At 32.4% G+C, this 26,089-nt stretch carries 29 protein-coding genes and 3 pseudogenes; 13 read left to right on the forward strand and 19 right to left on the reverse strand.

What is annotated here, in order from left to right; genetic code table 11:
- Window positions 1-54 precede the first annotated feature (54 nt).
- Window positions 55-728 (forward strand): annotated as a pseudogene (locus ACQY44_RS08460) (TCP-1/cpn60 chaperonin family protein); the annotation flags it as partial.
- 214 nt (window positions 729-942) lie between these two features.
- The gene (locus ACQY44_RS08465) at window positions 943-2,145 is read left to right on the forward strand and encodes an ectonucleotide pyrophosphatase/phosphodiesterase (RefSeq protein ID WP_428229947.1); all 1,203 of its coding nucleotides are present in this window, start codon (window positions 943-945) and stop codon (window positions 2,143-2,145) included.
- 94 nt (window positions 2,146-2,239) lie between these two features.
- Here ACQY44_RS08465 and ACQY44_RS08470 read toward each other — a convergent pair whose 3' ends face one another.
- The 5 genes from ACQY44_RS08470 to ACQY44_RS08490 form a co-directional block, all read right to left on the reverse strand.
- The gene (locus tag ACQY44_RS08470; protein ID WP_428229948.1) at window positions 2,240-3,079 is read right to left on the reverse strand and encodes an oxidoreductase; all 840 of its coding nucleotides are present in this window, start codon (window positions 3,077-3,079) and stop codon (window positions 2,240-2,242) included.
- An 83-nt stretch (window positions 3,080-3,162) separates the two neighbouring features.
- Window positions 3,163-4,071, reverse strand: coding sequence for a helix-turn-helix domain-containing protein (locus ACQY44_RS08475; RefSeq protein ID WP_428229949.1), 909 nt, complete (start codon window positions 4,069-4,071; stop codon window positions 3,163-3,165).
- Window positions 4,072-4,278: 207 nt separating this feature from the next.
- Entirely contained in the window at window positions 4,279-5,808 is a 1,530-nt protein-coding gene (locus ACQY44_RS08480; protein ID WP_428229950.1) for a SulP family inorganic anion transporter, read from the reverse strand.
- 126 nt (window positions 5,809-5,934) lie between these two features.
- The gene (locus tag ACQY44_RS08485) at window positions 5,935-6,147 is read right to left on the reverse strand and encodes a hypothetical protein (RefSeq protein WP_428229951.1); all 213 of its coding nucleotides are present in this window, start codon (window positions 6,145-6,147) and stop codon (window positions 5,935-5,937) included.
- A gap of 69 nt (window positions 6,148-6,216) precedes the next feature.
- The gene (locus tag ACQY44_RS08490) at window positions 6,217-7,197 is read right to left on the reverse strand and encodes a hypothetical protein (RefSeq protein ID WP_428229952.1); all 981 of its coding nucleotides are present in this window, start codon (window positions 7,195-7,197) and stop codon (window positions 6,217-6,219) included.
- A gap of 179 nt (window positions 7,198-7,376) precedes the next feature.
- On the opposite strand from ACQY44_RS08490, the gene ACQY44_RS08495 reads away from it, so the two are divergent.
- Window positions 7,377-8,378: a sensor histidine kinase gene (locus ACQY44_RS08495; RefSeq protein ID WP_428229953.1), complete on the forward strand. Its 1,002-nt coding sequence runs from the start codon at window positions 7,377-7,379 to the stop codon at window positions 8,376-8,378.
- The gene (locus tag ACQY44_RS08500) at window positions 8,348-9,061 is read left to right on the forward strand and encodes a LytR/AlgR family response regulator transcription factor (RefSeq protein ID WP_428229954.1); all 714 of its coding nucleotides are present in this window, start codon (window positions 8,348-8,350) and stop codon (window positions 9,059-9,061) included. The genes ACQY44_RS08495 and ACQY44_RS08500 overlap by 31 nt, the downstream gene beginning before the upstream one ends.
- Window positions 9,062-9,488: 427 nt before the next feature.
- Here ACQY44_RS08500 and ACQY44_RS08505 read toward each other — a convergent pair.
- Together ACQY44_RS08505 and ACQY44_RS08510 are read right to left on the reverse strand one after the other, a co-directional pair.
- Window positions 9,489-9,665, reverse strand: a pseudogene (locus ACQY44_RS08505) (transcriptional regulator); the annotation flags it as partial.
- A gap of 129 nt (window positions 9,666-9,794) precedes the next feature.
- Window positions 9,795-10,685 (reverse strand): toll/interleukin-1 receptor domain-containing protein, encoded by an 891-nt coding sequence (locus ACQY44_RS08510; RefSeq protein ID WP_428229955.1) that lies wholly within the window; start codon window positions 10,683-10,685, stop codon window positions 9,795-9,797.
- A gap of 430 nt (window positions 10,686-11,115) precedes the next feature.
- Here ACQY44_RS08510 and ACQY44_RS08515 point away from each other — a divergent pair, with 430 nt between their 5' ends.
- Window positions 11,116-11,406, forward strand: coding sequence for a hypothetical protein (locus tag ACQY44_RS08515; protein WP_428229956.1), 291 nt, complete (start codon window positions 11,116-11,118; stop codon window positions 11,404-11,406).
- On the opposite strand, the gene ACQY44_RS08520 is transcribed toward ACQY44_RS08515, so the two are convergent.
- From ACQY44_RS08520 to ACQY44_RS08530, 3 genes are all read right to left on the reverse strand, one after another.
- Window positions 11,403-11,747, reverse strand: coding sequence for a hypothetical protein (locus ACQY44_RS08520; protein ID WP_428229957.1), 345 nt, complete (start codon window positions 11,745-11,747; stop codon window positions 11,403-11,405). The genes ACQY44_RS08515 and ACQY44_RS08520 overlap by 4 nt on opposite strands.
- An 87-nt stretch (window positions 11,748-11,834) precedes the next feature.
- Window positions 11,835-12,089, reverse strand: a complete 255-nt coding sequence (locus ACQY44_RS08525) for a hypothetical protein (RefSeq protein WP_428229958.1) — start codon at window positions 12,087-12,089, stop codon at window positions 11,835-11,837.
- Window positions 12,090-12,119: 30 nt separating this feature from the next.
- Window positions 12,120-12,362 (reverse strand): helix-turn-helix domain-containing protein, encoded by a 243-nt coding sequence (locus ACQY44_RS08530; protein ID WP_428229959.1) that lies wholly within the window; start codon window positions 12,360-12,362, stop codon window positions 12,120-12,122.
- A 117-nt stretch (window positions 12,363-12,479) separates the two neighbouring features.
- Between ACQY44_RS08530 and ACQY44_RS08535 the strand changes: the two genes are divergently transcribed.
- Genes ACQY44_RS08535 through ACQY44_RS08545 form a run of 3 tightly spaced genes read left to right on the forward strand, consistent with a single transcriptional unit; the run spans window position 12,480 to window position 14,779 of the window.
- Window positions 12,480-13,787, forward strand: coding sequence for a hypothetical protein (locus tag ACQY44_RS08535; RefSeq protein ID WP_428229960.1), 1,308 nt, complete (start codon window positions 12,480-12,482; stop codon window positions 13,785-13,787).
- Window positions 13,788-13,789: 2 nt separating this feature from the next.
- A complete protein-coding gene (locus ACQY44_RS08540) occupies window positions 13,790-14,314 on the forward strand; it encodes a hypothetical protein (RefSeq protein WP_428229961.1) in 525 nt (174 codons plus the stop codon).
- Window positions 14,315-14,341: 27 nt separating this feature from the next.
- The gene (locus ACQY44_RS08545; RefSeq protein WP_428229962.1) at window positions 14,342-14,779 is read left to right on the forward strand and encodes a hypothetical protein; all 438 of its coding nucleotides are present in this window, start codon (window positions 14,342-14,344) and stop codon (window positions 14,777-14,779) included.
- A gap of 62 nt (window positions 14,780-14,841) precedes the next feature.
- On the opposite strand, the gene ACQY44_RS08550 is transcribed toward ACQY44_RS08545, so the two are convergent.
- The 6 genes and pseudogenes from ACQY44_RS08550 to ACQY44_RS08575 form a co-directional block, all read right to left on the reverse strand.
- On the reverse strand, window positions 14,842-15,027 hold the full coding sequence (locus ACQY44_RS08550; protein ID WP_428229963.1) for a hypothetical protein: 186 nt from the start codon (window positions 15,025-15,027) through the stop codon (window positions 14,842-14,844).
- An 86-nt stretch (window positions 15,028-15,113) separates the two neighbouring features.
- Window positions 15,114-15,404 (reverse strand): hypothetical protein, encoded by a 291-nt coding sequence (locus ACQY44_RS08555; RefSeq protein WP_428229964.1) that lies wholly within the window; start codon window positions 15,402-15,404, stop codon window positions 15,114-15,116.
- Window positions 15,405-15,494: 90 nt separating this feature from the next.
- Window positions 15,495-15,803: a hypothetical protein gene (locus ACQY44_RS08560; RefSeq protein WP_428229965.1), complete on the reverse strand. Its 309-nt coding sequence runs from the start codon at window positions 15,801-15,803 to the stop codon at window positions 15,495-15,497.
- Between the two features lie 416 nt (window positions 15,804-16,219).
- Entirely contained in the window at window positions 16,220-16,342 is a 123-nt protein-coding gene (locus ACQY44_RS08565; protein ID WP_428229966.1) for a hypothetical protein, read from the reverse strand.
- Window positions 16,335-17,270 (reverse strand): IS1595 family transposase, encoded by a 936-nt coding sequence (locus tag ACQY44_RS08570; protein WP_428229967.1) that lies wholly within the window; start codon window positions 17,268-17,270, stop codon window positions 16,335-16,337. Before ACQY44_RS08570 ends, ACQY44_RS08565 begins: the two co-directional genes overlap by 8 nt.
- Window positions 17,271-18,345: 1,075 nt before the next feature.
- Window positions 18,346-18,576, reverse strand: a pseudogene (locus ACQY44_RS08575) (helix-turn-helix domain-containing protein); the annotation flags it as partial.
- A gap of 352 nt (window positions 18,577-18,928) precedes the next feature.
- Between ACQY44_RS08575 and ACQY44_RS08580 the strand changes: the two are divergent.
- Window positions 18,929-19,396 carry a hypothetical protein gene (locus tag ACQY44_RS08580; protein ID WP_428229968.1) on the forward strand — a complete coding sequence of 156 codons (468 nt, stop codon included), beginning with the start codon at window positions 18,929-18,931 and terminating at the stop codon, window positions 19,394-19,396.
- 469 nt (window positions 19,397-19,865) lie between these two features.
- Here ACQY44_RS08580 and ACQY44_RS08585 read toward each other — a convergent pair whose 3' ends face one another.
- Window positions 19,866-20,564 carry a S24 family peptidase gene (locus ACQY44_RS08585; RefSeq protein WP_428229969.1) on the reverse strand — a complete coding sequence of 233 codons (699 nt, stop codon included), beginning with the start codon at window positions 20,562-20,564 and terminating at the stop codon, window positions 19,866-19,868.
- A gap of 87 nt (window positions 20,565-20,651) precedes the next feature.
- Here ACQY44_RS08585 and ACQY44_RS08590 point away from each other — a divergent pair, with 87 nt between their 5' ends.
- Window positions 20,652-20,870: a hypothetical protein gene (locus tag ACQY44_RS08590; RefSeq protein WP_428229970.1), complete on the forward strand. Its 219-nt coding sequence runs from the start codon at window positions 20,652-20,654 to the stop codon at window positions 20,868-20,870.
- Window positions 20,871-21,597: 727 nt separating this feature from the next.
- Here the strand turns inward: ACQY44_RS08590 and ACQY44_RS08595 are convergent.
- On the reverse strand, window positions 21,598-22,206 hold the full coding sequence (locus ACQY44_RS08595; RefSeq protein ID WP_428229971.1) for a YkgJ family cysteine cluster protein: 609 nt from the start codon (window positions 22,204-22,206) through the stop codon (window positions 21,598-21,600).
- A gap of 124 nt (window positions 22,207-22,330) precedes the next feature.
- Window positions 22,331-22,753 carry a DoxX family protein gene (locus ACQY44_RS08600; RefSeq protein ID WP_428229972.1) on the reverse strand — a complete coding sequence of 141 codons (423 nt, stop codon included), beginning with the start codon at window positions 22,751-22,753 and terminating at the stop codon, window positions 22,331-22,333.
- Between the two features lie 266 nt (window positions 22,754-23,019).
- Here ACQY44_RS08600 and ACQY44_RS08605 point away from each other — a divergent pair, with 266 nt between their 5' ends.
- The 3 genes from ACQY44_RS08605 (at window position 23,020) to ACQY44_RS08615 (ending at window position 25,905) form a co-directional block, all read left to right on the forward strand.
- The gene (locus ACQY44_RS08605) at window positions 23,020-24,261 is read left to right on the forward strand and encodes a TMEM143 family protein (protein WP_428229973.1); all 1,242 of its coding nucleotides are present in this window, start codon (window positions 23,020-23,022) and stop codon (window positions 24,259-24,261) included.
- A gap of 370 nt (window positions 24,262-24,631) precedes the next feature.
- Window positions 24,632-25,096 (forward strand): DUF962 domain-containing protein, encoded by a 465-nt coding sequence (locus tag ACQY44_RS08610; protein WP_428229974.1) that lies wholly within the window; start codon window positions 24,632-24,634, stop codon window positions 25,094-25,096.
- 68 nt (window positions 25,097-25,164) lie between these two features.
- The gene (locus tag ACQY44_RS08615; RefSeq protein ID WP_428229975.1) at window positions 25,165-25,905 is read left to right on the forward strand and encodes a hypothetical protein; all 741 of its coding nucleotides are present in this window, start codon (window positions 25,165-25,167) and stop codon (window positions 25,903-25,905) included.
- Window positions 25,906-26,089: the final 184 nt, after the last annotated feature.

Genomic DNA, 26,089 nt, shown 5'->3' on the forward strand with positions numbered 1-26,089 from the left:
ATTAGAAGGGGTATCGAAATGTTAGGACATCCCTTGGCAAAAAGAGCTTCTTCTATTACAATTGATAAAGATAATACTACTAATTGTTGGAGGAAAAGGTAAAAAAATCTGATATCGTTTCAAAAATCGTGTTAATCAAATAAAAGCTCAGGTAGAAAATACTACCTCTGATTATGATAAAGAAAAACTACAAGAACGTTTAGCTAAATTAGCCGGCGGTGTTGCTGTTCTTATATGTAGGTGCGGCTATCAGAAGTAGAAATGAAAGAGAAAGAAAGATCAGCGTTGATGATGCTTTACATGCAACTAGAGCGGCTGTTGAAGAAGGTATTGTTGCTGGTGGTGGTGTTGCTTTATTAAGAGCAAAAGCTGCATTAGCTGATATCAAAGCTGACAACGCTGATGAAGCAACAGGAATTCAGATTGTATCTCGTGCTGTTGAATCTCCATTAAGAACTATTGTTGAAAATGCAGGTCTTGAAGGTTCTGTAGTTGTAGCAAAAGTGGGTGAAGGTTCTGGTGATTTTGGATACAACGCCAAAACTGACGAATACGTAGACATGCTTAAAGCTGGAATTATCGATCCTAAAAAAGTAACTCGTGTAGCATTAGAAAATGCTGCTTCTGTTGCCGGAATGATCCTTACTACAGAATGTGCATTAATTGATATTAAAGAAGAAAACGGAGGCGGAATGCCAATGGGTGGCGGTATGCCAGGAATGATGTAATCGTCATTTTCTTAAAAATTAAAACGCCAGATTAAGTATCTGGCGTTTTTTTTTGCCAGAGATTAAAATGATTCTCACAGATTAATCTATTTTAATCCCTTAAATCTGTGGCAAACTTTTTCTCTGTGTTCTGTAAACTTTTCTTTAGTTTAACATTCTATTTTTAATTAAAAAATCGTTTATCAGTAAATTTGCAATCTATTAAAATTGCAAAATGAGAAAATTCACGACTCACCTTTTATTTTTTACATTCTTACTTCTTACCACTCTTTCACATTCCCAAACCAACAAAGATATTTATGTTGTTTTGGTTTCTATGGATGGATTTCGTTGGGATTATGCGAAACATTTTAAACTTCAAAATCTGAATCAAATTGCGAAAGAAGGCGTTCACGCTAAATCGATGCGGCCTTCTTATCCAAGCAAAACTTTCCCTAATCATTATTCTATAGTTACAGGCCTTTATCCGGATCATCACGGAATCATCAATAATGTTTTTTACGACGCTACTTTGAATGAATCGTTTTCATTATCTACCAATGCCAAAAATGATTCGCGCTTTTATGGTGGAAATCCAATTTGGAATGTAGCGGAACAACAAGGTATAAAAACAGCTTCTTTCTTTTGGCCAGGATCTGACACAGATCAAAAAAGACCTACTTATTACAAAAGTTATGATGATAAAATTCCGTACGGAAACAGAATCGATACGGTTATAAAATGGCTACAGCTTCCTGAAAAACAACGTCCGCATTTAATTACTTTGTATTTTGATGAACCCGATCATACAGGTCATAATTTTGGACCTCTTTCTCCTGAAAACGAAAAAATAATCAAAAAGATGGATTCACTTATGGGAGAATTATCTTCTAAACTGGATCAATTATCCATCGGAAAACAAATCAATTTGATTATTGTTTCAGATCACGGAATGGCAAATATCAGCAACGATAAAAAAGTAGTTATCTTAGATTATCTAAAACCGGAATGGTTGGGATATAAAACCGTTATTAATCCTATTATGAGCATTCAGGCAAAACCGGGTTATCATGATTCCATTGCAATTGCTTTAAAAAAAGTACCGCATATTAAATTCTGGAAATCTAATGAAGTTCCTAAAAGATTGCATTACGGAACCAACCCAAGAGTTCATGATTTTGTTATTGAAGCTAAAAAAGGATACAGTTTAGCCAATAGTAAAACTCAAAATATAAAAGGCGGAACACACGGTTATGATAATAAAGAAAAAGACATGCAGGCTATTTTTTATGCAAAAGGTCCCGCTTTTAAAGTCGACAAAGAATTTAAGTCCTTTCAAAACGTCTCTGTCTATCCTTTGATCGCGCATATTTTAGATTTAAAAATCGACGAAGTTGATGGCAAATTTAGTGAAGTACAGAATATGTTGAAAAATTAAGTAATGTGTCAATGAGATAATTTGAAAATTAAATAATGATGACTTAGTTGCTCACTATCTAATTTTCAAATTATCTCATTTCCAAATTGGCAATTTAAAATCCGGTTGATACAGAAACCTTTTTCCAGTTTTCTAACTCTTTTTGAACACTTTCTATCTTTTGGTTGGCCATATCATACGCATCTTGTCCCAAAAATAAATGTAGAGCAGGATTTTCTTCGTGACTCATTTTGATTAGGGCTTCTGCTAATTTTTCAGGATCTCCCGGTTGATTTTGATTGATATCCTCTTTGTGTGCACTTTCAGATTGTCTCACTTCTTTATAATCTGCCATTGGATTTTGAGGCAATAATAACGAACTGTCTTTTAAGAAATCAGTTCTAAAATAACCCGGATACACAATTGTGGCATTGATCCCGAACGATTTTATTTCCGCCGCCAATGATTCTGTTAAACCTGCAACCGCAAATTTTGTAGAACAATAAATTCCCCAACCCGGAAAACCTCCATAAAAACCTCCAACAGATGAAATATTAAAAATATGCCCTGATCGATTAGCACGCATATAAGGCATAGCATTTCTGATTACATTCAATAACCCAAAAACATTTACCTCATAGTTTTTTCTTGCTTCTGCATCTGTTAATTCCTCTAACGCCCCTAACAAACCATAACCGGCATTGTTTACTAAAACATCAATAGTCTTAAAATAACTCACCGTTACTTCAATTGCATTTTTGACACTTTTTTCATCAACCAAATCCATTTCTAAAGGAAGAAAATTTTCAGATGCTTCTCCAAGTACTTTAACCAAAGCCTCTTCACTTCTTGATGTTGCGGCCACTTTATAACCTTCTTTCAATAATTTTTTAACCAATTCTAATCCAAGTCCTTTTGAAGCACCTGTGATAAACCAAACTTTGTTATTTTCCATGATTTTACATTTTTAATTCAAAACAAAGGTATTGGCGAGGTACTTCTAAAAAATTAAAGAAATCAAAGCAGAAGTTATAAAAATCAAACAATTTCAGTTATGCGATACGCCTTAGGCGAAACCTGGGTGTTTTTCTTAAAAAAATTAATAAAATGAGACAATTCTTCAAAACCCAAACACCATGCAATTTCATTAATATTCCAATTGGTTTGTTTGAGTAAAATCATCGCTTCCTGAATAATTCTTTCGGATATAATCTGTGAGGTTGTTTTTCCTGTGGTTTCTTTTAGCGCCTTATTTAGATGATTGACATGAATGTTTAGCTGACCGGCATATTCAGAGGGCGAACGAAAATTAATCTGTTGCGACACAGATTCAATTGGAAATTGTCTTTCCAGCAATTCCATAAATAAAGATGAAACCCTAATCGTGGCATTTGATTTACTGTATAATGAAGCAGTTACTGTTTGTGTTTTGAGTGCCAGATGGATAATCTCAAAAACCAGATTTCGAAGTACATCATACTTAAAGGCATAATCTGAATCTATTTCATCAAACATTCTTAAATATAATGCTTTTAAAGAGTCGGCAAGTTCTTTCGAAACAGGAACAATCGGATTTCCTCCGGGTTGGAATAAAGGATATTCTTTTAAATTTCCAAACTGACTAAAAAAAGCATCAGTAAAAATGCAGAAAAATCCGGTTTGGTTTTCATCGATATGTTCCCAACTGTACGGAATTTGCGGATTGGCAAAAAACAAAGCCTGATCTTGTATCGTGACAATTTTATCCGCATAATGCACTTTGTTTTTACCGATAATCAAACTTATTTTATAATAATCTTTTCGGGTATAAGGCAAAGGATTACAAGTAGTCCCAACATAATCATCGAGTTTAAAAACATTAAAATGTCCGATTTCTTTTTTAAGATTCTCGGGCATTCCTTTTATTTTTATCGTATAAAAATCTTCAAGGGTTTCTGTTCGTTTCATTTGATAAAGTTACAAAAATCAATCTTTTTATAATGAGGTAATGTGTCAATTAGAAAATGTGATAATCAATAACGTGTCAAACCCGACAGGTTTTAAAAACCTGTCGGGTTTAGTGGAGCGCCTCTATAGAACATTGGAGACATATCTATATTAATTTTTATTAGATTTTTTCAAATTATCTTATTTTCTAATTGACACATTTCCTCATTAACTAACCACTTTATAAGTAGGATCTTCGATAACATTTACTTTAATTACTGCCTCAGCATTTTTAAGCAATGTGATACAATCGGTACTTAAATATTGGAGTTCTATTACTTTATTGACCTGATGGTATTTCTTCGTTAAATTATTCAAGGCTTCAATCGCTGACATATCAGCGATACGGCTTTCTTTAAAATCGATAATCACATGATCAGGATCATTGGCAACATCGAAACTTTCTGTAAAAGCCTTTATCGAGCCAAAGAATAATGGCCCGTAAATTTGGTAATGCTTTACTCCTGCTTCATCGATAAAATGCTTCGCATGAATTCTTTTGGCGCTTTCCCAGGCAAAAACAAGTGCTGAAATAATCACGCCAATCAAAACGGCTAAAGCCAGATTATGTAACACAATAGTTATCACAGCAACCAAAATACCCACAAAAATATCGTGCTTTGGCATCTTGTTGATAATTCTGAAACTTGACCATTCAAAAGTTGTAATCGCGACCATCATCATCACGCCCACTAAAGCTGCCATGGGTAATTTGCCAATTACAGGAGCTCCAAAAAGTATGATTATTAAAATTGTCAATGCGGCAATTATTCCTGAAAGCCGGGCTCTGGAACCAGCAGAAAGATTTACAAGAGTTTGCGCAATCATTGGACAACCTCCCATCCCAAAAAAGAAACCATTTAAGATATTCGAACTTCCTTGTGCGATACATTCTCTGTTGCTGTTACCACGTGTTCCGGTAATTTCATCTACAAGATTCAATGTCAGCAAACCTTCTGTCAGACCAACAGCGGCAACAATCACGGAATACGGAAATATAACTTTGAAAGTCTCAAAAGAAAGCGGAATATTCGGGATATGAAACGGAGGAAAACCTCCCTGAACAGAAGCAATATCTTCAACTGTTTTGGTTTCGATATTAAATACAAGCACAATGGCAAACACCACTATAATCGCCACCAAAGAAGCCGGAACAGCTTTTGTGATCTTCGGAAAAAGTAAAACGACTGCAATTGTTAGTGCAACTAAACCCAGCATAATATACAAAGGTGTTCCTTGCAACCATGCGGTTTGTCCGTTGACGACAGTTTTAAATTGCTCTAATTGCGACATGAAAATCACGACTGCCAATCCGTTTACGAAACCAAACATAACGGGCTGTGGTACCAATCTGATAAATTTTCCGAGTTTAAAAAGTCCAATGCAAATCTGGACTACGCCACCAAGTGCGACGGCTGCAAAAACATATTCTATACCGTGTGATTTCATTAAAGCGATCAAAACAATAACAGTTGCTCCTGCCCCGCCTGAAATCATTCCGGGTCTTCCGCCAAAAACAGCAGTAACCAAACCGGCAATAAAAGCAGCATATAAACCTACCAAAGGCGGAAAACCGGCCAAAATAGCAAATGACAACGATTCGGGAATCATCGTCATGGCAACGGTTAAACCTGCTAAAATTTCATTTTTGTAATTGACTTTTTGGGTAAAGTCAAAGAGAGAAAGTACTTTTTTCATAAGGGCACAAATTTAAAAAAATAATGCCCACAAACTGAACAAAGGCTCGTTACTTAAAAAAGGAAATTCAGAACTGTTTCAATAACAGAAAAAACACAGGAAATAATAAAGTTTATCATCTTGATACTATTCTAATTTTACACAAGTATACCCCAGACAATTGACATAGTCTATGATGTTGTTTGGCTCCAAATCTATACCTTCTACCCGTAATATTTTATCACAATCTTCTAAATCAAAATTAATTCTATAATCAGGAAATTGAGTTTGAATAACGGCAATGATGTAATTTGTATCTGCTTCTTTTTGAACATTTGTCTTAAAAACTTCAACAACCATAATTATTTATTTTAATACTTTACCAAATAATAAACGAACTATAGAACTGTGCTAAATCACGAATTCTGATTAAAAAGGATTATAAGAAATTCCAAATCTAAAATACCCCTGAGCATCTTGCTTCTGATCATAAATATACTTAGACGTTCGTTCACCCCTTTCTGTTACACGCGTACTTAAAACATTATTAATCCCCGCTTTAAATAATCCGTTTATTTTGGATGAAAAACGATATTCATAGGTAAAGCCGGACTTTAATTCTAACTGATTTAATTCGTAGATTCCCTTTAGATTTGGTGTGGATAAATTTAAGTAAAAACTTTCAGAATTCAATTCTGTACCTAAGGAAATTCTTCCATTTTCCAACAATTCTCTTCTGAACAGTAAACGTTGTGGCAGAATGAAATCAATATCCCAATTAGAATTTTCAAATTTATGATTATAGGTAAAAAGAGGCGTGACCGGAATAATTGATGAAGGATCCAACATAGCCAGCGCCCCAATGGTAATGGTAGTGTTGGCAGTTCTTTTCAGGACAATATTTGCCGTAACAAAACCTTTAACACGCTGTATATTATCTTCATTCCCGTCAACCGTTGCCGTGGCATTGTAAATAACAGGTTTACGAAAAAGCATTGACATATACGTTGCGCTCAAAGCTCCGGCAAAATAATGAATTTCCTGATTTGCCCTGGTAGATGGCACGGCAGAATTGACATTATAGATATCACCAAAACCGTACGTTTCATATTTATAGCGCAAAGAACCGGTTAGAATAAAACGTTTCGATTCGGTTGCATAAAAAGGCACATTGATGGCCACTTTTAGCCGGTTATGCGTGTCGATTCTTCCTCTCTCGAAATGATTTCCAAAAAGTTTCGAATCAAAATTAGTTGGTCCCAATTGTTCGTATTGCACATCTAAAATTCTGGTTGTCGGAAATTTATCTGTTATCGATTTTACGACCGTTTTCATTGGCGCATCTTTTTCCTGGGCAATGGTACGTATAGAAGCACATATAAATAAAATACAAATTATTTTTGTTTTCATAAACCGGTATAAAATTTAAGATTGTTTTTGGAGAATCAAAATCTGGGGCAAAAATAAGTTTCAGACTCCTATTATAATAACATAATTATACTAGTGGCGTATCATTTATACGAATGGCGTTGGTATAAATTTATTCGACAAATCGCTATAAACTATAATATTACCCTAATTTTGCCGTTATGACGATTCTTAAAATTTATCAGAACTTTTTTTTCCGAAACCTCATCGTAAACCTTCTTGTTATTGGTATTATTTTCGTTTGTATTTACGACGAAATGAACTACTATAAAAAAGATTCTTTTATTCTGCTGCAAAATATTTGCCTTGGCTATTTACCTATGTATGTGGGTGTTGCAATAAGCAATATGTTTATCATTAATAAATTTCTTTTTAGAAAAAAATATAGGGTTTTCTGGGTTGTATTTGTCATCTATTGGATTTTATTTTACTCTTTAATGACCGACTACTTTTTGTATGCCGGACTGGGGAAAATGAAAACCTTATCGATTATATCTTTAATTTTTAACGGGACATGTTTGTATTTTCTTCATTTGGGAATCATGAAAAAAGTCTCGCAAACGGATAAAGATATCATGAATTTCAAATCAGAACTTTCGTTTTTGAAACAGCAACTCAATCCGCATTTTTTACTGAATGCCATGAATAATTTATACGGAGAATCTTTAAGCGAACCTGATAAATTACCGGACAGGATTCTCAATCTTGCCGATATGCTGCGCTACCAGATTGAAGCCACCAAAAAAGATTATGTTTTGGTTGCCGAAGAAATAGGGTTCATTGAAAAATACATCGAATATTATACGTTTCGAAACGAAAGACTCAAAGTAACGCAAAACTATGAAGGGACTTTTGACAATATTGATATTCCGCCTTTGTTCTTTTTGCCTTTAGTAGAAAATGCCGTTAAGTTTTCAGCTGAAACTCCGGAGCCTTTTATTACCATAGATCTAAAAGTAAAATGCAATCACTTGTCTTTTACATTAAAGAACAATTATCTCGAATCCGGCTCACGGCTTTCGAGTACGGGAATTGGAATCGAAAACCTAAAAAGACGTCTTGAGGTTTACGGCTTAAAACATGAATTGAACTGCAAGAAAGAAAAGAATACCTTTATCGTAAAATTGAATATATGGCACTTACCTACCGCTGTCTTATCATAGACGATGAATCGCCCGCACATAAGGCATTGGCATCGCATATTTCGAAATTTGACGATCTGGAGCATTCCGGAAGTGCTTTTAGCGGTATGGAAGCGGTAAAAATGCTCAATGAAAACACTTACGATATTATTTTTCTGGATATTAATATGCCCGTAATTTCAGGTGTTGAATTGATGGAATTACAGCCTAAAAGACCGCTAACGATTGTAACCACAGCTTACTCTGACTTTGCGCTTTCGGCCTACCAAAACGATGCTATAGATTATTTACTCAAACCTATTTCGTTCGAAAAATTTTCTAAAGCCATCGAAAAAGCGAAGATTTATTATTCCGGAAAAAGTATAAAAAAAGAAAACAACGCCAACGAAAAAGTACTTTCGCAGCGCGTAAACGGCCAAATGATTGATACGCTTTTAAGTGATATTGTTTATATCGAAAGCCTGGGCAACTATATGAAACTCTACAGCAAAAAGCTAAAATCACCCATTATCATCTACGGTTCACTCTCGAGTATAGCCGATGAAATTGACAGCAACGACTTTCTACAAGTGCATCGCTCTTATATTGTAAACACATCCGAAATTACGACTGTAACTTTAAAATCTCTTACTATGTCTAATGGAGAAATTGTTCCAGTGGGGAGAAAATATCAGATTTTATTGGATGGTTTGATAATTAGATAATTTAAGAAGTTCCACTCTTAGGATTGGGCTTTATTTAAAAATAACAAAAAAACTGTCAGGCAATAATTGTAAATCTGTGTAATGTTATCCCTGCACACCTTGCATTCTGTTATAAAAACTAAATTATTCAGATTACCCGGAAACAAACCCGACAGGTTTTGAAAACCTGTCGGGTTTAGAACCTCAACGCACAGACCCACACAACGATATCGGAGATTTATAATTCGATCACGCAAACATATACTGATAGCAAAGATTATTACAAATCAGAAATGTTCGAAACCTTAAAAACAGGCTTTTTCAGAGCAGGTTTCACTATTTATAAATGTAAATTTGTGCCGTTTCAACTAGAGAACTTCATGTTATTATCAACAAAAAAGAGACTTTTCACAAAGTCTCTTTTTACAATATATTGTCTACAAAAAAATTATTCCTTTTTAAACAATTTTTCCAAATACTCCACTTTATCTTTCTCTGCCTGAACTAAACGTTCATAAAGTTCTACTACTTTGTCTAACGGATTGAAAGTACAATTATTATTTAATGTTCCTTCAGTACCAAAGTTACTGCTCGAAACTGTCTCATTAAAAGTATTGAAATAATTAAGGGAATGATATACGTGTGTAACCTATCGCTATTGATTAGGATATAACTTGATCTTATATCATTTCTATAAATATACTTTTAAGAAAAGAAAGCCGTAATTAAATTACGGCTTTCTTTCTTCAATTTATTAATTGCTTTTGCTAATTACTGTATGTATTTTACTAATAGCTAATTCAACTTCCTTTTCATAATCATCTTTATTTAATTCTGTTTCATTGGGCCATACTAGCGCAAGTGTATCCGCAAGTGCAGGTGAATATTCATAAATTTCTTTCTTAGTCACACCGTACCAAATTGGTAAAATGATTTTCTCTTCATATATCATTTCTCTAGTAAAGATGGAATCAAATTCTTTCTTTCCCCACCCTGGATTGTTAAGAAAATTTGGTGTTAATATCAAGATACATTTCTTTGCTTCTTTTATCCCCTTTTCAATTGACTCCCGAAGGCTATCACCAATGTTAAGACTAAACTCATCATACCATACAGAGCATAGTCTGGAACTTAGACCGTGTGCTAGAGGTCTGGCAATTAATTTTTTATCTCTGGAGTCGTGGGATATAAAAGCAAGTGGTTTATCTGTTTCCATTTTCATTTTTAAATATTCTCGGTTTCTAAAAGTTAAGTATAGTCCTTTCTCAATTGCAATCCCGTTTAAGATTTTTAAATCACCTTCTGTTATTTCATCTTCAGTGTACAAGTAAATTTTTTTGGAATAAACAACAGTGTGAATACCAATTGAGATGTCGCCTTGCATCCCCATTCTGCACTCCAAGTTATTTGATTTCACTACAGCTTCGTCATAATAATTGATAAGTTCTTTACAAGCAATAGAGGTAAAACTAGATTTAGGCAAGTAGAACACAAGAAATCTTGTTGCGCCGTCAGTTGGCACTACAACTTTTTGATTGATATCAATTTTTTCAGAATACCCATTCTTATCGTCCAAAGTAATATTTATAACGGAATCTAATGACAAGGACTTAAAATCGTTATTAAAGCAGATTTGTATGGTCATTCTGTTATATTTAAATATTGAAATGTAAACTTAAATATTTATTTCCATAATTCAACAAAATCGTATGCTTGGAATTATGAGCGAAAAAATGAAATGTACACAAAATTAAAATGAAATGAACATTTTGTTTTTTCTTTAAGTTGGAAATTAGGAGTTTACATAATTCTTGAGTAAACCCATTAGGCAACCCATTAATTTAAAAACATATGCTGAAAGGCTTTTGAATATGCTGTGAAGCAGGTACTCATGTTATTTATTCTTCAAAATGTACATTTCATTTTTTGTACAATTCAAAGAATTACTTGTTAAACCTCAATATTTACTAGACTTTTGAAAATGTTTTCAATATTTGAAAATGTACATTTCATTTTGTAATATATATATGAGAGAAACCTTTTTATATATATAATAAAAAAAAGAAGTTTTAATCATGGATGATTTAGAAAAGTTAAGATGCAAACCATCAAGAATGCATAATGCCCTATATTTTCTGCTAGGAAGAAATGTTTGGGGATTATACAATTTAAGAGATAAGTTAGGAAGATTTTTATTTAGAAAATTTGGAGTTAAATTCGTATGGTTAGATTACTTTGTAAGATCATTTAAAATAGCATCACATATCGAAATATATGATGCTAAAAGATATATGGTTACAATTGATGGACAAATATGTTCTTTTTATTCAAAAGATTATTCACATTATTTAGTTTTTAGTAATTAAATAGAACAATCTAAGTCTTTCAATTCTTTCTGTAAGCTTTTATTTAATTTTTCATTTTTATTGTTATTAATATATAAATTACCATTTGTACTAGTGGATATTTCTGATACAAAATAATAGAAATATGGTTCTAGCCTTGGTTTTGTGTAATCAAAAAAGGTGTGTTTATTAGTATTTGATACTTCTATTATGAGCGTTGATTCGCAATATTCATACATTGTTACATAGCTAGGAAATTGTGTTAAAACACACAATAAATATTCTCTAGCTTCATCGTAATTATTGAAAGTGTCATCGTTTAATTTTTCATCAAAATCATAAGAAAGGTGATAATGTGGCATAATGTTTTTGTTTTTAAGATTAATTTTGCCAAAATACATTATCTGTAAATTATTTAGTTACGGTTTTCCGTACTATGGATAAAAAACTTATTTATTTAAGGTTTTTTTGTATTCTTCGATCTGCTTGCGGTGTTTCTCAGCTTGTTTATCAAATTCTTTTTGTCTTTTCTGAAATGTGTTTTCTTTTAAATACAATTCCTTATCAATTCTCTTAATTTTTCTTTCCAATTCAGCCATCTTGTAACGATTATCAACGAAGAATATAATTGTTACAATAATAATTATCCACAGAATGACCATCTGTATTTGAAAATTGTTAGTTCGGTTTAGCTTCGGTATCATAAGAGGAAGTTTTAGACTTAAAAATAAGAATTATTCTTCTTTATTTAGATGCATACCTTTTAAAAGTTCACTTGGAGTTGTATCAAGTGCATTTGATATTCTTATCAGAAGATTTATCGTAATGCCTTGTTGATTAAGTAGAATTCTTCGAATAGTAGTTTCAGTACAGTTACTCGCTTTAGCAAAGCTGCTCTTATTACCATCAAATTTAGTAATGAATAGCTTATAAATTCTATCAACAAGTTCGGCTTCTAATATCTCAATATCCTTCATAAAACAAAGGAAAAGAAGTAACCGGATGATTTTTAAAAACAAATTCGACTTATAAGTCGAATTTTATTATATTTGTCATCGAAATCTTAAAAACCAACAATTTAAATCTGAAGAAAAATGAGAAAAATTACAAAGAAACTATCCCTTTTACCATTTGTTATTTTGTTTTATGGAGCATTGCTTACAATAAATTTTGGCTGTTCAAGTAGTGAAAAGGATGAAGACAAATCAATTATAGATTTCAAAATATCAGAGATTATCAATGTAACAGAAAGTTCGGCAGTCATAAATGCTAATCTAAATACTAGTGGAAAAGAAAATGTATTATTCCGTGGTATTTGTATTGCTATGCAAACCAATCCAACTATTAATGATATAAAGTATGAAGAACCAGGGAATATTCTAGGGCAGTATGTTGGAAAATTTGAAAACTTACAACATAATAGTAAATATTATGCAAGACCATATATAAGAACTAATTCAACAACTATATATGGAAACGAACTGACTTTTACAACCAAGACTATAAGTGTTCCAACACTAACAACCACATCAGTTTCTTCAATTACCCAAAACAGTGCAATATTTAATGGGAAAATTGAAAATGATGGCTCTTCTAAAGTATTATCGAAAGGGTTTTATTATAGCAAAACAAACCCTAAGCCTGAGGTAAAAGATCAAAAAGTTGAAAGTTCGGGAAATTCTGAATTTTCTAGTTCTATTACAGATTTAGAACAAAATACAACCTATTATGTACGTGCATTTGCGAGTAATCTTGCTGGAATTAGCTACGGACAGGTTTTGTCTTTTACCACAACCTCATTTGTCTTGCCTACTGTTACCACTTCGGATGCGTCTTCAATAAATGAAACTTCAGCAATTGTTGGTGGTATTGTACTAAATGAAGGTAATACCCCTGTAACACAGCGAGGTGTGTGTTATGATGACTTTTATCCACAACCTACTATAACATCTAATCACACAAAAGATGGTGTCGGTATTGGCTCATATACAACTTCTTTAACCAATTTACAGCCATTCAAAACCTATTATGTCCGTGCTTATGCAATTAGTGCAGCTGGTATTGCATATGGCGCAACAATATGGGTAAAAACAACTGGTGGTAACAAACCTACAGTAATCGCATCTGGAAGAGCGAGTGGCTTATCTGCCTATGCGACAGTAACGGTGAAAACGCAAGGTAGCGATAACATAAAAGATATTAGTGTTAGATGTTTTGATATGGACGGAAATAGCGTAGGTAAAATTATAAGTAGTAGTGGCTGGAGTAATAGTAATATTTTTGCTCCTGTGAATTTTGAAATTTCCGGACTGTCTAGCAAGACTAAATATTATATTGTTGGCTATGCCACCAACGGAGTAGGAACAGCAACTAGTGAAAAATCTTATTTTTCAACCTTATAAGGATGGTAGAATATATCGTTCATGATACAATTCAATTTTTTGATGCAATAGGTAAGATTAAAACGGATAAAACTAGGAAAGCATCTATAATGATAAAAAATGAAGTTAGTCATTGTCATATGCTTAGATTCCTTAATGGTGTTCAATTACATATACAAGGTTCTAAAAGAAACTATAGCATTTATCTTGATCCTAAAGAACTATCGGCAAATCCGAATTGGAAATTTAATTCTACTCTGTTTTTTCACTCAGGCAATAATGATATTACATATTCTGACTTAAACTATGTATATACGATTGAACAATATGATTTTATTAATGATCCTCTTTTAGATTCTTTTGGTATTGTTTTAATGGAATTTTACAATTCAAGAGTAATTTTTAAAGACTGCATGTTTCAAAACAATACCAATAGAACTTTTGAAATTATAGTAAAGAAACAATCTGTTATCACTTTTGAAAACTGCAATTTTAAAGGGGATTTCAATTTCATATTTGATATTGGGTCAAATGCAATTATCAATTAATATAATAACCCATAAAACCGTTAATTAATGAATGTATGTAAATGGTGTAATACCAAAGTAGCTGATCATGATACCGTTTGGTATAGACGAAATTTAGTTCTTGGTTATTCATTTTGTAGTAACAAATGTGCAACACAATGGAAGAATAGTAATCAGGAATCTTCTATTAATACCAATGAGAATAATCCGAGTGTTGGTAAAACATTTGAAGAGTTGCAGTACGAACGTGAGCAAAAGAAACTTCGTCAAGAACAAAATGAACTTGAAAATATTGAAGCAGCAAGAAAGACAATGATTATAATCCGAAAACTAATCCCTCATTGGAAAATAATAATTCCTATGTTAATTGTAGTTTTAGGTGTTGTATTCTATCTAAATACAATGGGTGGACAGATTCTATCTTACATATACATCCTGCTTGTTGTCGGGATTATATGGGCGTATTTTACAGAGCATAAAGGTTAATATTCCATTTTTTAAAACATGACAAAAAGAAAACCTGACTTTTAAAGCCAGGTTTTTTACTTTCAATTAATATCTTCCTCAGAAAGTATTGTGTTTTCACCGTCACTATTAGTGGCTACTATACCATCGGGTCTGATTTCAGTAATTTTGACATTCTCATCTTCTGGATGTTTTTCAATATCCGGAATAGATTTCGATTCACAAACTTCTCGATTTTGAAAATCTTTATAATTAAGTATCCTCTTCATAAAAACTCTTTTCTTTTATATATTAGAAAAAGAACTTCACATTATACAAAATTATAAAGTGATTGAGATCTAATTGAATCTTTTAATCAGAGTAAAATGATATTCCATCTTCGGTTAACTTCAAAATTTAAAGTACTTCGGTAAACAATATTTTTTAGTTCGTTACTTCTAATTAGCCTCTCTACTCTTTGGAAATTCGTTTTGGTTGCTAATTTATTATGATCTTTAATAAAGTCATTACAGAAATAAACAACTTCATAACCTTCAGTTTTATCAACTTTTATTCTGTCTAAATACTTTTTGTAATGTGGATTATCACCACCGTCAGCAGCCCATGAATAGTCTTTATAATACAAATCACTTTTCGTAAATCCCATGTTAATAATTTTTAAGGTTAGTTGAAGTGGAATATACAAAAAAAAACTATCAAAAAGTTAAAAAGCAACCAATTTAGTGGTTGCTTTTTTTTAGCCGTTAATAATTTGTCTTAGCACAATTAAATTCCAATTTTTATTTACCTCATAATTTAAATCAGAACGTAATTCAATATTGCTTAAATCCTTACTTTTAAGTATTTTTTCTACTCTTTGAAAATTTTCTTTAGTCAATTCTTTTTTATTCTCAACAAGGAAGTCATTGCAAAAGTATACAACTTCATATCCCTCGGTCTTATCCACCTTAATTCTATCTAAATATCCTTTGTAATGTGAATCATCACCGCCATCAGCTGACCACGAATAATTATCATAATATAAATCTTTGCGTGTAAATTTCATAATGTTTAATTGGTTAGTTATTCAACCCGAAAGTACGAAATTAATTACACTAATCATCTTTTGGATAGATTTTGTTTATATGTATTATAAATCAATTGCTTAACGAAGCTATTGGATTTAATATATAGACAAAATAATATTTTCACATGAAAAAATATATATGCAAATTTTTAGTATTTTTACTAAAAAAATTAGGTGTTAAAATGGCAATAACAATTGATTACTACACGTTGCAAAATGGAAACTCAACGTTTTTACAAGTACAGACTTACTCAAATATTACTAGTCCTCCACGAATAGGTGAAATGGTTGAACTCTTTGTAAATGGACAAACAGGATTATACACTGTAACAAATGTAATATATTGTAGTAGTAATATCAAAGTGTATATAAAGTAGTATTGAACGTTTGAAGTTTTACTCTTTCGGCTTAATAGGTTTATTAACCAAAGAAGAAAGTACCTCTTTAAATTTAGGATTCTTTTCCTGGATTCTCAAATCTTCTCTTGGTTTTTCTATTTCTTTATCTTTTTTAGCCATTGATGAGTGTTTTGTAATCTAATCTTTTGCCTATAGCATTTGCCAAAGCTACATCAAATTTCGATCCATCAGACATTTTTCTATTATTATATCTGAAACTAAACTCATTTACATATCTGAATAAATGCTTTGCGCTAATGTGGTGATAAATACCGATGATTCCTCTTTTTAACATCGACCAGAAATTCTCAATGTTATTTGTATGTGCAAATCCTTTCACATATTCATCAGCATTATGCTTCACAAATTCATGTTTAAAATCTTTAGCCAACGATCTATATGGTCTATACTCATCAGTATAAACAGTGCTTCCTCTTTCTATTTTATCAAGCATTATTGGAAGTATAGTAATTTTTCTTGTATCTTGAACAGGAAGAGCGTATACTTTCCCGTTTCGATTTAAAATACCAAGCACAGGAGTCTTAGTTTTAATACTTCGACCTTGTGTTCCTTCGGTTCTTTTGTTTTTATGCTTATTGCTTTCCTTGCCACCTACATAAGTTTCGTCAATTTCTACTTCATCAGAAAACATTTCTGCATCCGGGTTATATGTTTCTCTAATTCTTTGTAGTATAAACCAGGCTGTCTTTTGTGTTACCTTAATATCTCTTGATAGTTGATGTGATGATATGCCTTTTTTGTGTGCAGTAATGATATAGATAGCAATAAACCATTTTCTTAATGAAATTTTTGTATCATGAAAAATTGTGCCCACCTTAACACCAAATTGCTTTTTACATCCGTAACATTTAAGACGTTTTGTTGAACCATTTAAAACTTTTACGTTATCACTTTCACAATATGGACAAACCGGATTCCCATTCCATCTAATTATCGCTAAATATTTCTCGCATGCTTCTTCAGTATTGAAGTAATCCATCAACTCAAATAAACTATCGAAATCTCTTAAATCTTTTACTTTACACATAAGGCTTATTAAATATAATACAAATATAAACGTTTTATTTTGCACTTGCCAGTAATTTGCAAATAAACACGGAATATTTTATATTTGCACCATGAATAAAGATGTCAAATATTTATATATAGTGATAAAAGACAATAAAGTTGTGTGTTTTGATACGAATTTGAAAAAATTCGTGGAAAAGTTTATGGAGGTGGAAGAGATTAGAAACTATGACTATTTCTATAGAAAATTTAAAAAAGAAGATTATTTTGAATATACAGTACTAAGTGGTAATATATATATGATTCAAAAACTATCATAATAGTTTTTATAAGCTATTAATTATCAAAAATATTGACACTTATAAATTATAGTGAAAAATATTGACATAATAATGGCAAATTTTTTCATTATATATGAAAAGAAGTTGTACTTTTGTGTAGGTCATTTGAATAGAGTAACATTTTTCAAATACTTTATAATTATGGTTTTCATCAATGTTTTATAAAAAGAAAACCCGATAGTAAGTACCTATCGAGTCTCTTTTGTTAAGGCTTACCGAATAAAAAACGGTAAAACCAAGTTAATGAATTCTACTATTGCTTGTATTGCACCGATCAAAGCAGCAATTTCTAAGACAACAGTAGTGATTTTTGTCCAAAGGGACAGTTTAGGTTTAGAACTTTTTTTCATACGTCTAAATTTAAAATAGGGGTCTATTTCACAATAGTCCAATTTGTTTTTCATAGTTTTAAAAATTAAGTTAAACAATAAAATAAGAACATCTTAAAGCCTCTTGATTACAAGGTTGGCTTTTCTTCGTTTTGTAAAATTAAGCTTTATTTTGATCACTTTCTCAAAAGGCCCAAATAAAACTGTATGAGTTATTGACAATTCTAGGTCAATATCTTTTTTACGACAACAGACTTTTGTATTGTAAAATATACTAATTAAAAAAACCACTCCGTTTTTAGAGTGGTTTTTAATAAAATGAATTATAATTTTATGGGAGAATCGTGTACGTATATTATGGTATAATATCGAAGATAAATATCAAATCATATCGACAAGGTTACACAAGTATATCATTGCCATAATTAATTACAGCGTCATCACTATAATTTTTAATAGCTTCGGCAGACACACCTAATGCCTCAGCAATAGCATTTAATTTTTCTTCATCAACATTTTCGCTTGATTCGATGCTGGAAACAGATTGCTGGCTCATACCAATTGCAAAAGCAAGTGCTTCTTGTTTCATACCTCTAAGTTCTCTGATTCGGCTAATATTTCTGCCAATGTGTTTTGGTTTTGTTGCTGTGCTCATAGTTCAAAGATATTTAAAATTCTTTTAGATTTTCAGTTATAGTAAAATACAAGTTTGTAGTTGTGGGATACAATTTTCAATCTATTATATATAATGCAAAAATACAATTTTTCAGACAATTATAAATTAAAAAATCAATTATGAAAACGATCAAACTAATAAAACATTTACGTTCATTGTCTTCAAAGAATCTTCATTGAAAACCATAAAATACAATTTTTATTTTTTGAAAAACACCCAATTTTAACCAACCCTAAATCTTTTCTTCAAAAAAAACCTTTACCGAAGCCATTTTTCTTACATAAATAATTACATTCGCAAAAGCCACTAATCCTAAAATTAATTGTAGAAAATGACCTTTTTAAAGTTATTATTTGGAAAATCAAATTTAGAATGTCCAAGATGTCTGGGAAAAGCATTTGTTGACTGGGAGGATATACGACGCCTGGATAAATTACTAAAATGGACGCCTGCCCCCTGTGCGTATTGCTTAGGTACCGGAAGAGTTTCTAAAGAAATGCTTTCAAAAGTTCCTGTAGATTATACGTACCTCACTATCGATTTGCCCGAATCAGAAATGGACAAAATAAAACAAGGTGACGAAGCCACTCTTGAAAAAGGAAGAATGTGGGAAGTTTTTTTAGACGATCTTATCGAATATGCCGAACACCATTCTTCAAACAACAAAATGGATGCTGAAAGTATTGCAGATTTATATCTAAGTACCGAAGAGGAAAATGCTTTATTTTCGTTAGAAAGAAAAAATCTAATACAGTATATTGAAAAAGTAATTGAGTTAAAAAGAGCTGAGCTGAATTAAATTTCACATTTATCTCACAGCTATTAAAAGTCTTACGTTTTATTCTCTGTATGTTCAAGGATCAGAAATCCGTATCATAAGTTTGACATCTTAGATTGCATCCCAACAATAAAAGCCTGTACTTTCAGGCCTTTTTGGCCAAAAAAACTTAAAAACAGGTATAAATACGCATTGCCAAAACTTTATTTAATGGTAAAATTGCAGTAAATAATTTTTACTTGAGATCATAGCTTCACTAAAACGAAACTATTAAAATGCTGTCATTTTTTTTGGAACAACAAAGTGAGATTTCTAATCGGTTCTTACGATTAAAAATCTCACTTTTTTATGTAAGTAAGCTGTTAGTCTAAATTTACAATCCTTTATACTCAATATTAGTCCTTTCCTTAAAGGGCAATATCCTAAGATGTGCTACTTGTTTTATATTCACACGATATGCTGTAAACATGTAATCTTACTTCAAAAAACATTAAAACTGCGAATTAATCCGAACAGAACCTTTTACCAAAGCAAGTGTTTTTATGCTGCTTAAAGGAAATTCCAGCGTTTGGTGTTCCGGATTTTGAGCTACAAATTGTACATACGATTCTCGCTCAGATTGTTTTAGAAAACGGGTAAAAAAGTACTCATTGTCATCATTATTTACATAAATCAGGTACATTTCGCCCCAAATGATATTATGTTCGAGATTAAAAATCTTTTTATATAGTACAATATCACCACTTTTCAGGAGCGGATGCATACTATCGCCTACAACATATAATGCACCATCGCAATTAGAAATTTTAGGGATCCGGATAAAATCTACCGGTTTTTGATTTTCATTGTTACCAAACAAATCAATAATTCCTGCGGTTGTTTGTATATCATAAACGGGAATCTCAGGATTATCTTCTGTTTTGTTTGTTTTTTTATACAATCTTCCGTCTTTTTCCTCTAGAATATCGAATTTTAGCATATCGCCTTCTCCGGTCAGAAGCCATTCAAGGTTGATATCCGTATACTTTTTTACGATATTTTCTAATTTATCAAGGCCAATTGTTTTGTTGTTTTTCAATTGGCTGGCAAATGAACCGTTAGACATGCCAACTTCCCGCTCTAAGACACTAACTCTGATGCCTTTTAAATCGATATATTTTTTAATTCTCTGTATTGTGTTTTCTGTCATAAAGTTTTTTTAGAAAAAATCCTACTTTTATTTGTTAACTAAGAAATATCTTACTATATTTGTCTTATTAATAATACAAACAAAGCGATGGACAAAAATATAAAAACAAAACCAAGTTATAATCAAGATATTCTAAAGATTCTAAAAAATAAGTACGGATATTCTCACGACTACATTCGAAAGTCTATAAGAGGTGATCGTGTGGGACATATTTCTGATATAATAAAGGCAGAATACAACAAACTGAATAATGAGTCAAAAAAAGCGATAGAAAATAAAGCCGATGAATTAAAGGATCGCAAATGATTTTAATTGATCGGCCAAAAAATTATATCAAGAGACTTTTACTAACACATTTTTGCTCCAATACATACCTTACCGCTTCTGCTTACTTTAAATTCTAAAGGATCAATAGTAATTAATCGTTTGCAATTCTGAATGGTAATGTATAGAGCGAATCTGGTACATCATCTAATACTAACTTATGTTTAATATCCCGGAATAAAATCGTAAAAGCTATAATACAGGCAAACCGGTAATCAATACCCTAAGAAGCCTACAAATAAAAACATGCAACACCACCGGATTTATAGCTTTAATTACGCATCAGGATTTAAGTAACTTAGAATGTTTCATACCTATTCAGGTTACGCTTATAAAACAAGAATGCAGGATGCTGATCTTAAGGAACAGCAAACTCAAGAGTTTTAGAGTAACCAACGTCCTTAGGGTAAATACTGTAGTTAGTATTGGAGATGTATTTTAGATAAAATTCAAAGTCTCAAGTAAGTCTTGTACTATACACAAACAAAGTTACAATACAACAATTTTTAAGTTTATTCATTGTTTCTTTATTGTTGAATCAAATGAAAGAAATATTGTTTCTTCCTTTTTATTGTTTGTTTTCCTGTTTTTTTTTTACTTAGACAGGGTTGGAGCACCGCACAAAAGCATGTTGAGCGTCCCCCACAATGGCTTAGCTGCTTGCGGTGGTTCTTCAACAACGATAAATTTTAGTGACAACAAAAAACAATCACGCAATATCTTTAAGACCATCAGGAAATGGCCTATAAGCATAATAATGCAAAACTTCTTCGATAGCAATTTTTAATGCTTCATTGATTGGAAGTAAAATAACCCCCATTCTAAAGTCTATTTGGGACAATTGCATATAATAATTGGTAAAAATGGGAACATACTTTCCGTTGTTAATCGATTCCTCAGCAGCAATAAAGTTTTCTTGTTGTTGTTCTTTTATGATTTTGCAGGTGGCCAATCGCAATTTTCCGTATTTATCAGTATTGGCAGCATAGCCAAAAAGGCGGCATATTAGGCCGCGGTAACGATAATTGCTACAACTTCCCTTATGTTCTAAAACGGAAAGAGGGCGATATATCAGGCAATTATCAGACGACGAAGTATTGTTTAATAAAACTAACGTTTCTTCGGCTTTACCATTCAAAAACAAATGAAATGCCCACGGCAAAAATTCTAAAGGCGAAGCGTCGATATTGGGCGTAGTACAGCATTTGCCACAACCCGCATTACAATGCAAATGAGTATCAGACTGAAAAGCAGTTATTTCAATTTCAAGGCGGTAAAATAATGCTTCAACCTGCCTAACCTTATCTTCTATTGCCATCCTTTTTTGGGTAAGGTAGACTAATAGAAATGGCTACTGCTACCCTATTGCTTTTATTGTGAAGAGTTTGGGGAAATGATTAAAAAATCTCAGGTTCTAATGCTAAAAAACTTCACTCAAACCATTAAGCCTTTTTTAATCTCCTAAAATAAGTAATTGCTCCTGTAGACCATAAGGTCAATACAATCAAAACGGGCTGAAAAAATAATCGCATCAAACGGGCCTGATCTGTGTCGAGTCCAAAGGCACTCGTACCGTTTAAATATTGCGCAATATTACCCGGAAAAACCAATACATAAAATATAGCCAATGCGATTCCCACTTTTACTTTATACTTGGTTAGAAATATCAAGCTCAGCCCTAAAGCAATCTCCACAATTCCGGAAAGTATTACAACAAGATCTTTATTCATTGGAATCCAGTTAGGAACTTGTGCCTGAAAATCGGCGCGCTGAAAAGTAAAATGGCCAATGGCAGCTGTTACCATAAAAATTCCCAGTAGTATTCTAAAGAAATTTTGAGTTTTAGAGGTATTTATATTTTCCATATCGATAATTAATTAGTGTAATATTTTTATTTAAAACTTTAAAAATGAGAATTTTATTTTAAAGCTAACTCTTTCAAATTTACGATAATATGTAGTACATCCTTTGCAAAATTCCCCTCAAATTGTTGTGTGATACCCATGTCATTACGCTCTTCTCATCTTAAAAGAAAATAACTAAACTTTAATACAAAATCCACTAAAAAATCAAATTTCGGTTGGTACTTTTGCGTTTTAGAAATACCAAAAATTTAAGCCCAAAAATCTGTATGAAGCGAGAACATTACATTCCCTTTAACAAGGAATTTTTACTCGAACAACAAATCGTTGCTTTCTCTGATGATCCGAAAAAAGTCGATGAATTCAAAAAATTATTTGATATCATCGAACATTATTTTCATTATGAAGCATTTAACCTCAACCGAAATCTAAAACAAAACTATGCTTTGTTCGATCCGGATCTGAGCCTGAAAGAACGTCAGGGATTTTTAGGTAAAAGTGATTTTACTATCTTTAAAAAAACACTTCTTAAAGTTTTAGAACAAGGCAATTACCGTCGCATTGATCAGCAAACTTTAGACAAAGCTTTTGAAGATTCAGATTTAATAGGTTTAGATCTTTCGATAGATTTTAATGCTTTTAAAGACTACGAATTGTATGTTCGCGGACATCATAAGGCCAAAGAAAAAGTCAAAAAGTTTATTTTCTGGAAGAAAGAAATTGAGATCGAATACTATGATCGTGTCATGATTTACCTCAATTATAATGAGAAAGAGTACCTGAGTGAGAAAAAGGTCAAATTAGGAAAAATGCCTATTGATCCGGGTACAATTGCCTTAAAGATCTTTAAGCGAGTTCCTAAAAATGATCTCGAAACGATTTTTCCAAATGCGATTCCAAGAATGTCCACCAAAGACAAATTATTCTTTTGGGTTCCCGGAATTGGCGGTGGAATTTCGCTGTTAAGCACTACCGTGATTCCGGCTTTGATTGGCATGTACGCTGCCTACAAATCCGGCGAGACAATCGATTTACTCAACAGCAAAGCTTCGTTAAATCAAGGTTTAATTGCCCTGGGAATATTATCTTTATATTTGTTTCGCCAATACAGCAATTTTGTCAATAAGAAAATCAAATACTCTAAAATACTTTCAGACAGTCTTTATTTTAAGAACCTCGGAAACAACAGCGGAGCCTTTTATTCGCTTTTAAATTCATCTGAAGAAGAAGTCCTTAAGGAAACCATTCTGGCGTATACTTTTTTGTACCGGAGTGCTACCCCCTTAACAGCTGATGAACTTGATGAGCAGATCGAAACCTGGTTTCAGACCCAACTAAAAACTGATCTTGATTTTAATGTAAAAGATGCTTTACTGAAATTGAAAAATATTGGACTTGGTGTAGAAACTAACGGCAAATGGGAAGTAATCCCATTAGACAAAGCCCTTATTACCATTGATGAATTGTGGGACAATGTTTTTGATTATGCAAATACACCCTTAAATTTTTAAAAGTATAAAATTCAGGAGTTGTTTCCTGCACCCAAGACTGAATGTGCGAATTGGAGAACTAATCCGCTTGTATCTTTTATGGTTCACTCCGCCATAATAAAGATAACGCTTCTATCAGCGCCAGGACAGCCGTTTTTATAAGACGATTATCTTATTGCGCAGAAATCCTTTGGGCATATTCATTTTTTACAAACATCCAAAGCTATCAAACCTTTTTAAAATCCAGAAAATCAGAGGCTTGTTCACACTTTCCCCATACCTCAATTGATCAATTACAATTGCTTTTTCTATTTTTTACTCTAAATTCATAAATCGATCAACGAAAAAGAAATTTCATTAGATTTACGCCACTAACCTTAAAACCAAAAAGATGAGAACATTAGACCAGTGGTTTGCAGAATATGCCGTAAGTCATCAGAACCCAAAAAACAAGGCCATACATTATGTGTGTGTTCCTGCGATTTACTTTTCTATAGTGGGATTATTAATGAGTATCCCGAGTGGTATTATTGCCAATACATTAAAATTGAATGCGCCTATTATCGAAAATTGGGCTGTCGTTGTGCTCATTTTTGTGCTCATTTTCTATATTCGGTTATCAGTAAGTATGGCGCTTAAAATTGCGATTTTATCAGCCATTTGTCTGGTCATAAATTATTACATTGGGCAACTTATACCTTTATGGATCTTTTCTATTGGTGTTTTTATAATCGCCTGGATCGGACAATTCTACGGACATAATATTGAAGGCAAAAAACCTTCCTTCTTAAAAGATCTTCAGTTTCTTATGATTGGCCCGGCCTGGGTTGTAGAAAATTTGTTTTCTAAGAAATAATAAATTATGCAGATGAATATTTTTCTCTCTAAAATGACCAACTGAAATTTTCCTTAAATTAAAGAATCATGAAAACAAATAACAAGGAAATTGAAAACTATGATATCTTCACTTATCGTAGAATCAGACGTGCAATTGGTTATTTAGGCATTAGTCTTCCGATACTTTTAGTGGGCCTTTCCCTGATTCCTTTTTTTCAAACTCAGGTTCAGCCTTCTATCAGTCATTACTATTATACCAATTTAAGAGAAATTTTTACCGGAACTTTGTGCGCCGTTGGTTTATTCCTGATTCGGTACAAAGGCCACGATAACACTTCGATTTGGAAAAATGACAACTTACTCACTAATATTGCCGGAATCATGGCCTTGGGTGTTGCTTTGTTCCCAACGAATCCTGATAGTTTTAAAGATAAAATCTACACCCTGATTCCATATCCGGAAAAATGGCTGGGTTGGCTCCATTATGGTTTTGCTGCTCTCCTATTTTTGATATTAGCTTTATTGGCGATTAACGTATTTACAATTGGTCAGGAAAACGAAACCGGAACCCCCAAAAGTATGCTGAACGAAAACAACATTTACAGAACTTGCGGCTATTCGATTATTGTATTTGTGGTTTTGGTACCTATTTCTGAGAATTTAAAATTATTTCCTTATTCGACTTTGATTTTTGAGGCACTGTCCCTTTTTGCTTTTGGAATTGCATGGTTAATAAAGGGTCGCGCTTTAGGTGACAAAGGTCTGATAGGACAAAAATTATATCAGGAAAATAACCCTGTAGATACCGAAAAAATATTGGAGGAATAGCAAATAATCACTGTGAGTCTTCATACCTCTCAGATCCTAAGCTTAAAACCAGAAAAATAAGGCCGAATGAACCTTATTCTAGCAGTTATATGCCTTAAGGAGACATGCCTAAACTTGTTTGCCTTCGACTTTTGGCATCTTTTTTTTAGTTTTTATTTGGTGTATGCCAAAAAAAACATAACTA

The organism is Flavobacterium sp., from assembly GCF_965277525.1.
Classification (GTDB): Bacteria; Bacteroidota; Bacteroidia; order Flavobacteriales; family Flavobacteriaceae; genus Flavobacterium.

Bases quoted from the DNA above. Each gene is read 5' to 3' on its own strand.
- ACQY44_RS08465 (WP_428229947.1), top strand. From the start codon at position 943: ATGAGAAAATTCACGACTCACCTTTTATTTTTTACATTCTTACTTCTT.
- ACQY44_RS08470 (WP_428229948.1), bottom strand. From the start codon at position 3,079: ATGGAAAATAACAAAGTTTGGTTTATCACAGGTGCTTCAAAAGGACTT.
- ACQY44_RS08475 (WP_428229949.1), bottom strand. From the start codon at position 4,071: ATGAAACGAACAGAAACCCTTGAAGATTTTTATACGATAAAAATAAAA.
- ACQY44_RS08480 (WP_428229950.1), bottom strand. From the start codon at position 5,808: ATGAAAAAAGTACTTTCTCTCTTTGACTTTACCCAAAAAGTCAATTAC.
- ACQY44_RS08485 (WP_428229951.1), bottom strand. From the start codon at position 6,147: ATGGTTGTTGAAGTTTTTAAGACAAATGTTCAAAAAGAAGCAGATACA.
- ACQY44_RS08490 (WP_428229952.1), bottom strand. From the start codon at position 7,197: ATGAAAACAAAAATAATTTGTATTTTATTTATATGTGCTTCTATACGT.
- ACQY44_RS08495 (WP_428229953.1), top strand. From the start codon at position 7,377: ATGACGATTCTTAAAATTTATCAGAACTTTTTTTTCCGAAACCTCATC.
- ACQY44_RS08500 (WP_428229954.1), top strand. From the start codon at position 8,348: ATGGCACTTACCTACCGCTGTCTTATCATAGACGATGAATCGCCCGCA.
- ACQY44_RS08510 (WP_428229955.1), bottom strand. From the start codon at position 10,685: ATGACCATACAAATCTGCTTTAATAACGATTTTAAGTCCTTGTCATTA.
- ACQY44_RS08515 (WP_428229956.1), top strand. From the start codon at position 11,116: ATGGATGATTTAGAAAAGTTAAGATGCAAACCATCAAGAATGCATAAT.
- ACQY44_RS08520 (WP_428229957.1), bottom strand. From the start codon at position 11,747: ATGCCACATTATCACCTTTCTTATGATTTTGATGAAAAATTAAACGAT.
- ACQY44_RS08525 (WP_428229958.1), bottom strand. From the start codon at position 12,089: ATGATACCGAAGCTAAACCGAACTAACAATTTTCAAATACAGATGGTC.
- ACQY44_RS08530 (WP_428229959.1), bottom strand. From the start codon at position 12,362: ATGAAGGATATTGAGATATTAGAAGCCGAACTTGTTGATAGAATTTAT.
- ACQY44_RS08535 (WP_428229960.1), top strand. From the start codon at position 12,480: ATGAGAAAAATTACAAAGAAACTATCCCTTTTACCATTTGTTATTTTG.
- ACQY44_RS08540 (WP_428229961.1), top strand. From the start codon at position 13,790: ATGGTAGAATATATCGTTCATGATACAATTCAATTTTTTGATGCAATA.
- ACQY44_RS08545 (WP_428229962.1), top strand. From the start codon at position 14,342: ATGAATGTATGTAAATGGTGTAATACCAAAGTAGCTGATCATGATACC.
- ACQY44_RS08550 (WP_428229963.1), bottom strand. From the start codon at position 15,027: ATGAAGAGGATACTTAATTATAAAGATTTTCAAAATCGAGAAGTTTGT.
- ACQY44_RS08555 (WP_428229964.1), bottom strand. From the start codon at position 15,404: ATGGGATTTACGAAAAGTGATTTGTATTATAAAGACTATTCATGGGCT.
- ACQY44_RS08560 (WP_428229965.1), bottom strand. From the start codon at position 15,803: ATGAAATTTACACGCAAAGATTTATATTATGATAATTATTCGTGGTCA.
- ACQY44_RS08565 (WP_428229966.1), bottom strand. From the start codon at position 16,342: ATGGCTAAAAAAGATAAAGAAATAGAAAAACCAAGAGAAGATTTGAGA.
- ACQY44_RS08570 (WP_428229967.1), bottom strand. From the start codon at position 17,270: ATGTGTAAAGTAAAAGATTTAAGAGATTTCGATAGTTTATTTGAGTTG.
- ACQY44_RS08580 (WP_428229968.1), top strand. From the start codon at position 18,929: ATGACCTTTTTAAAGTTATTATTTGGAAAATCAAATTTAGAATGTCCA.
- ACQY44_RS08585 (WP_428229969.1), bottom strand. From the start codon at position 20,564: ATGACAGAAAACACAATACAGAGAATTAAAAAATATATCGATTTAAAA.
- ACQY44_RS08590 (WP_428229970.1), top strand. From the start codon at position 20,652: ATGGACAAAAATATAAAAACAAAACCAAGTTATAATCAAGATATTCTA.
- ACQY44_RS08595 (WP_428229971.1), bottom strand. From the start codon at position 22,206: ATGGCAATAGAAGATAAGGTTAGGCAGGTTGAAGCATTATTTTACCGC.
- ACQY44_RS08600 (WP_428229972.1), bottom strand. From the start codon at position 22,753: ATGGAAAATATAAATACCTCTAAAACTCAAAATTTCTTTAGAATACTA.
- ACQY44_RS08605 (WP_428229973.1), top strand. From the start codon at position 23,020: ATGAAGCGAGAACATTACATTCCCTTTAACAAGGAATTTTTACTCGAA.
- ACQY44_RS08610 (WP_428229974.1), top strand. From the start codon at position 24,632: ATGAGAACATTAGACCAGTGGTTTGCAGAATATGCCGTAAGTCATCAG.
- ACQY44_RS08615 (WP_428229975.1), top strand. From the start codon at position 25,165: ATGAAAACAAATAACAAGGAAATTGAAAACTATGATATCTTCACTTAT.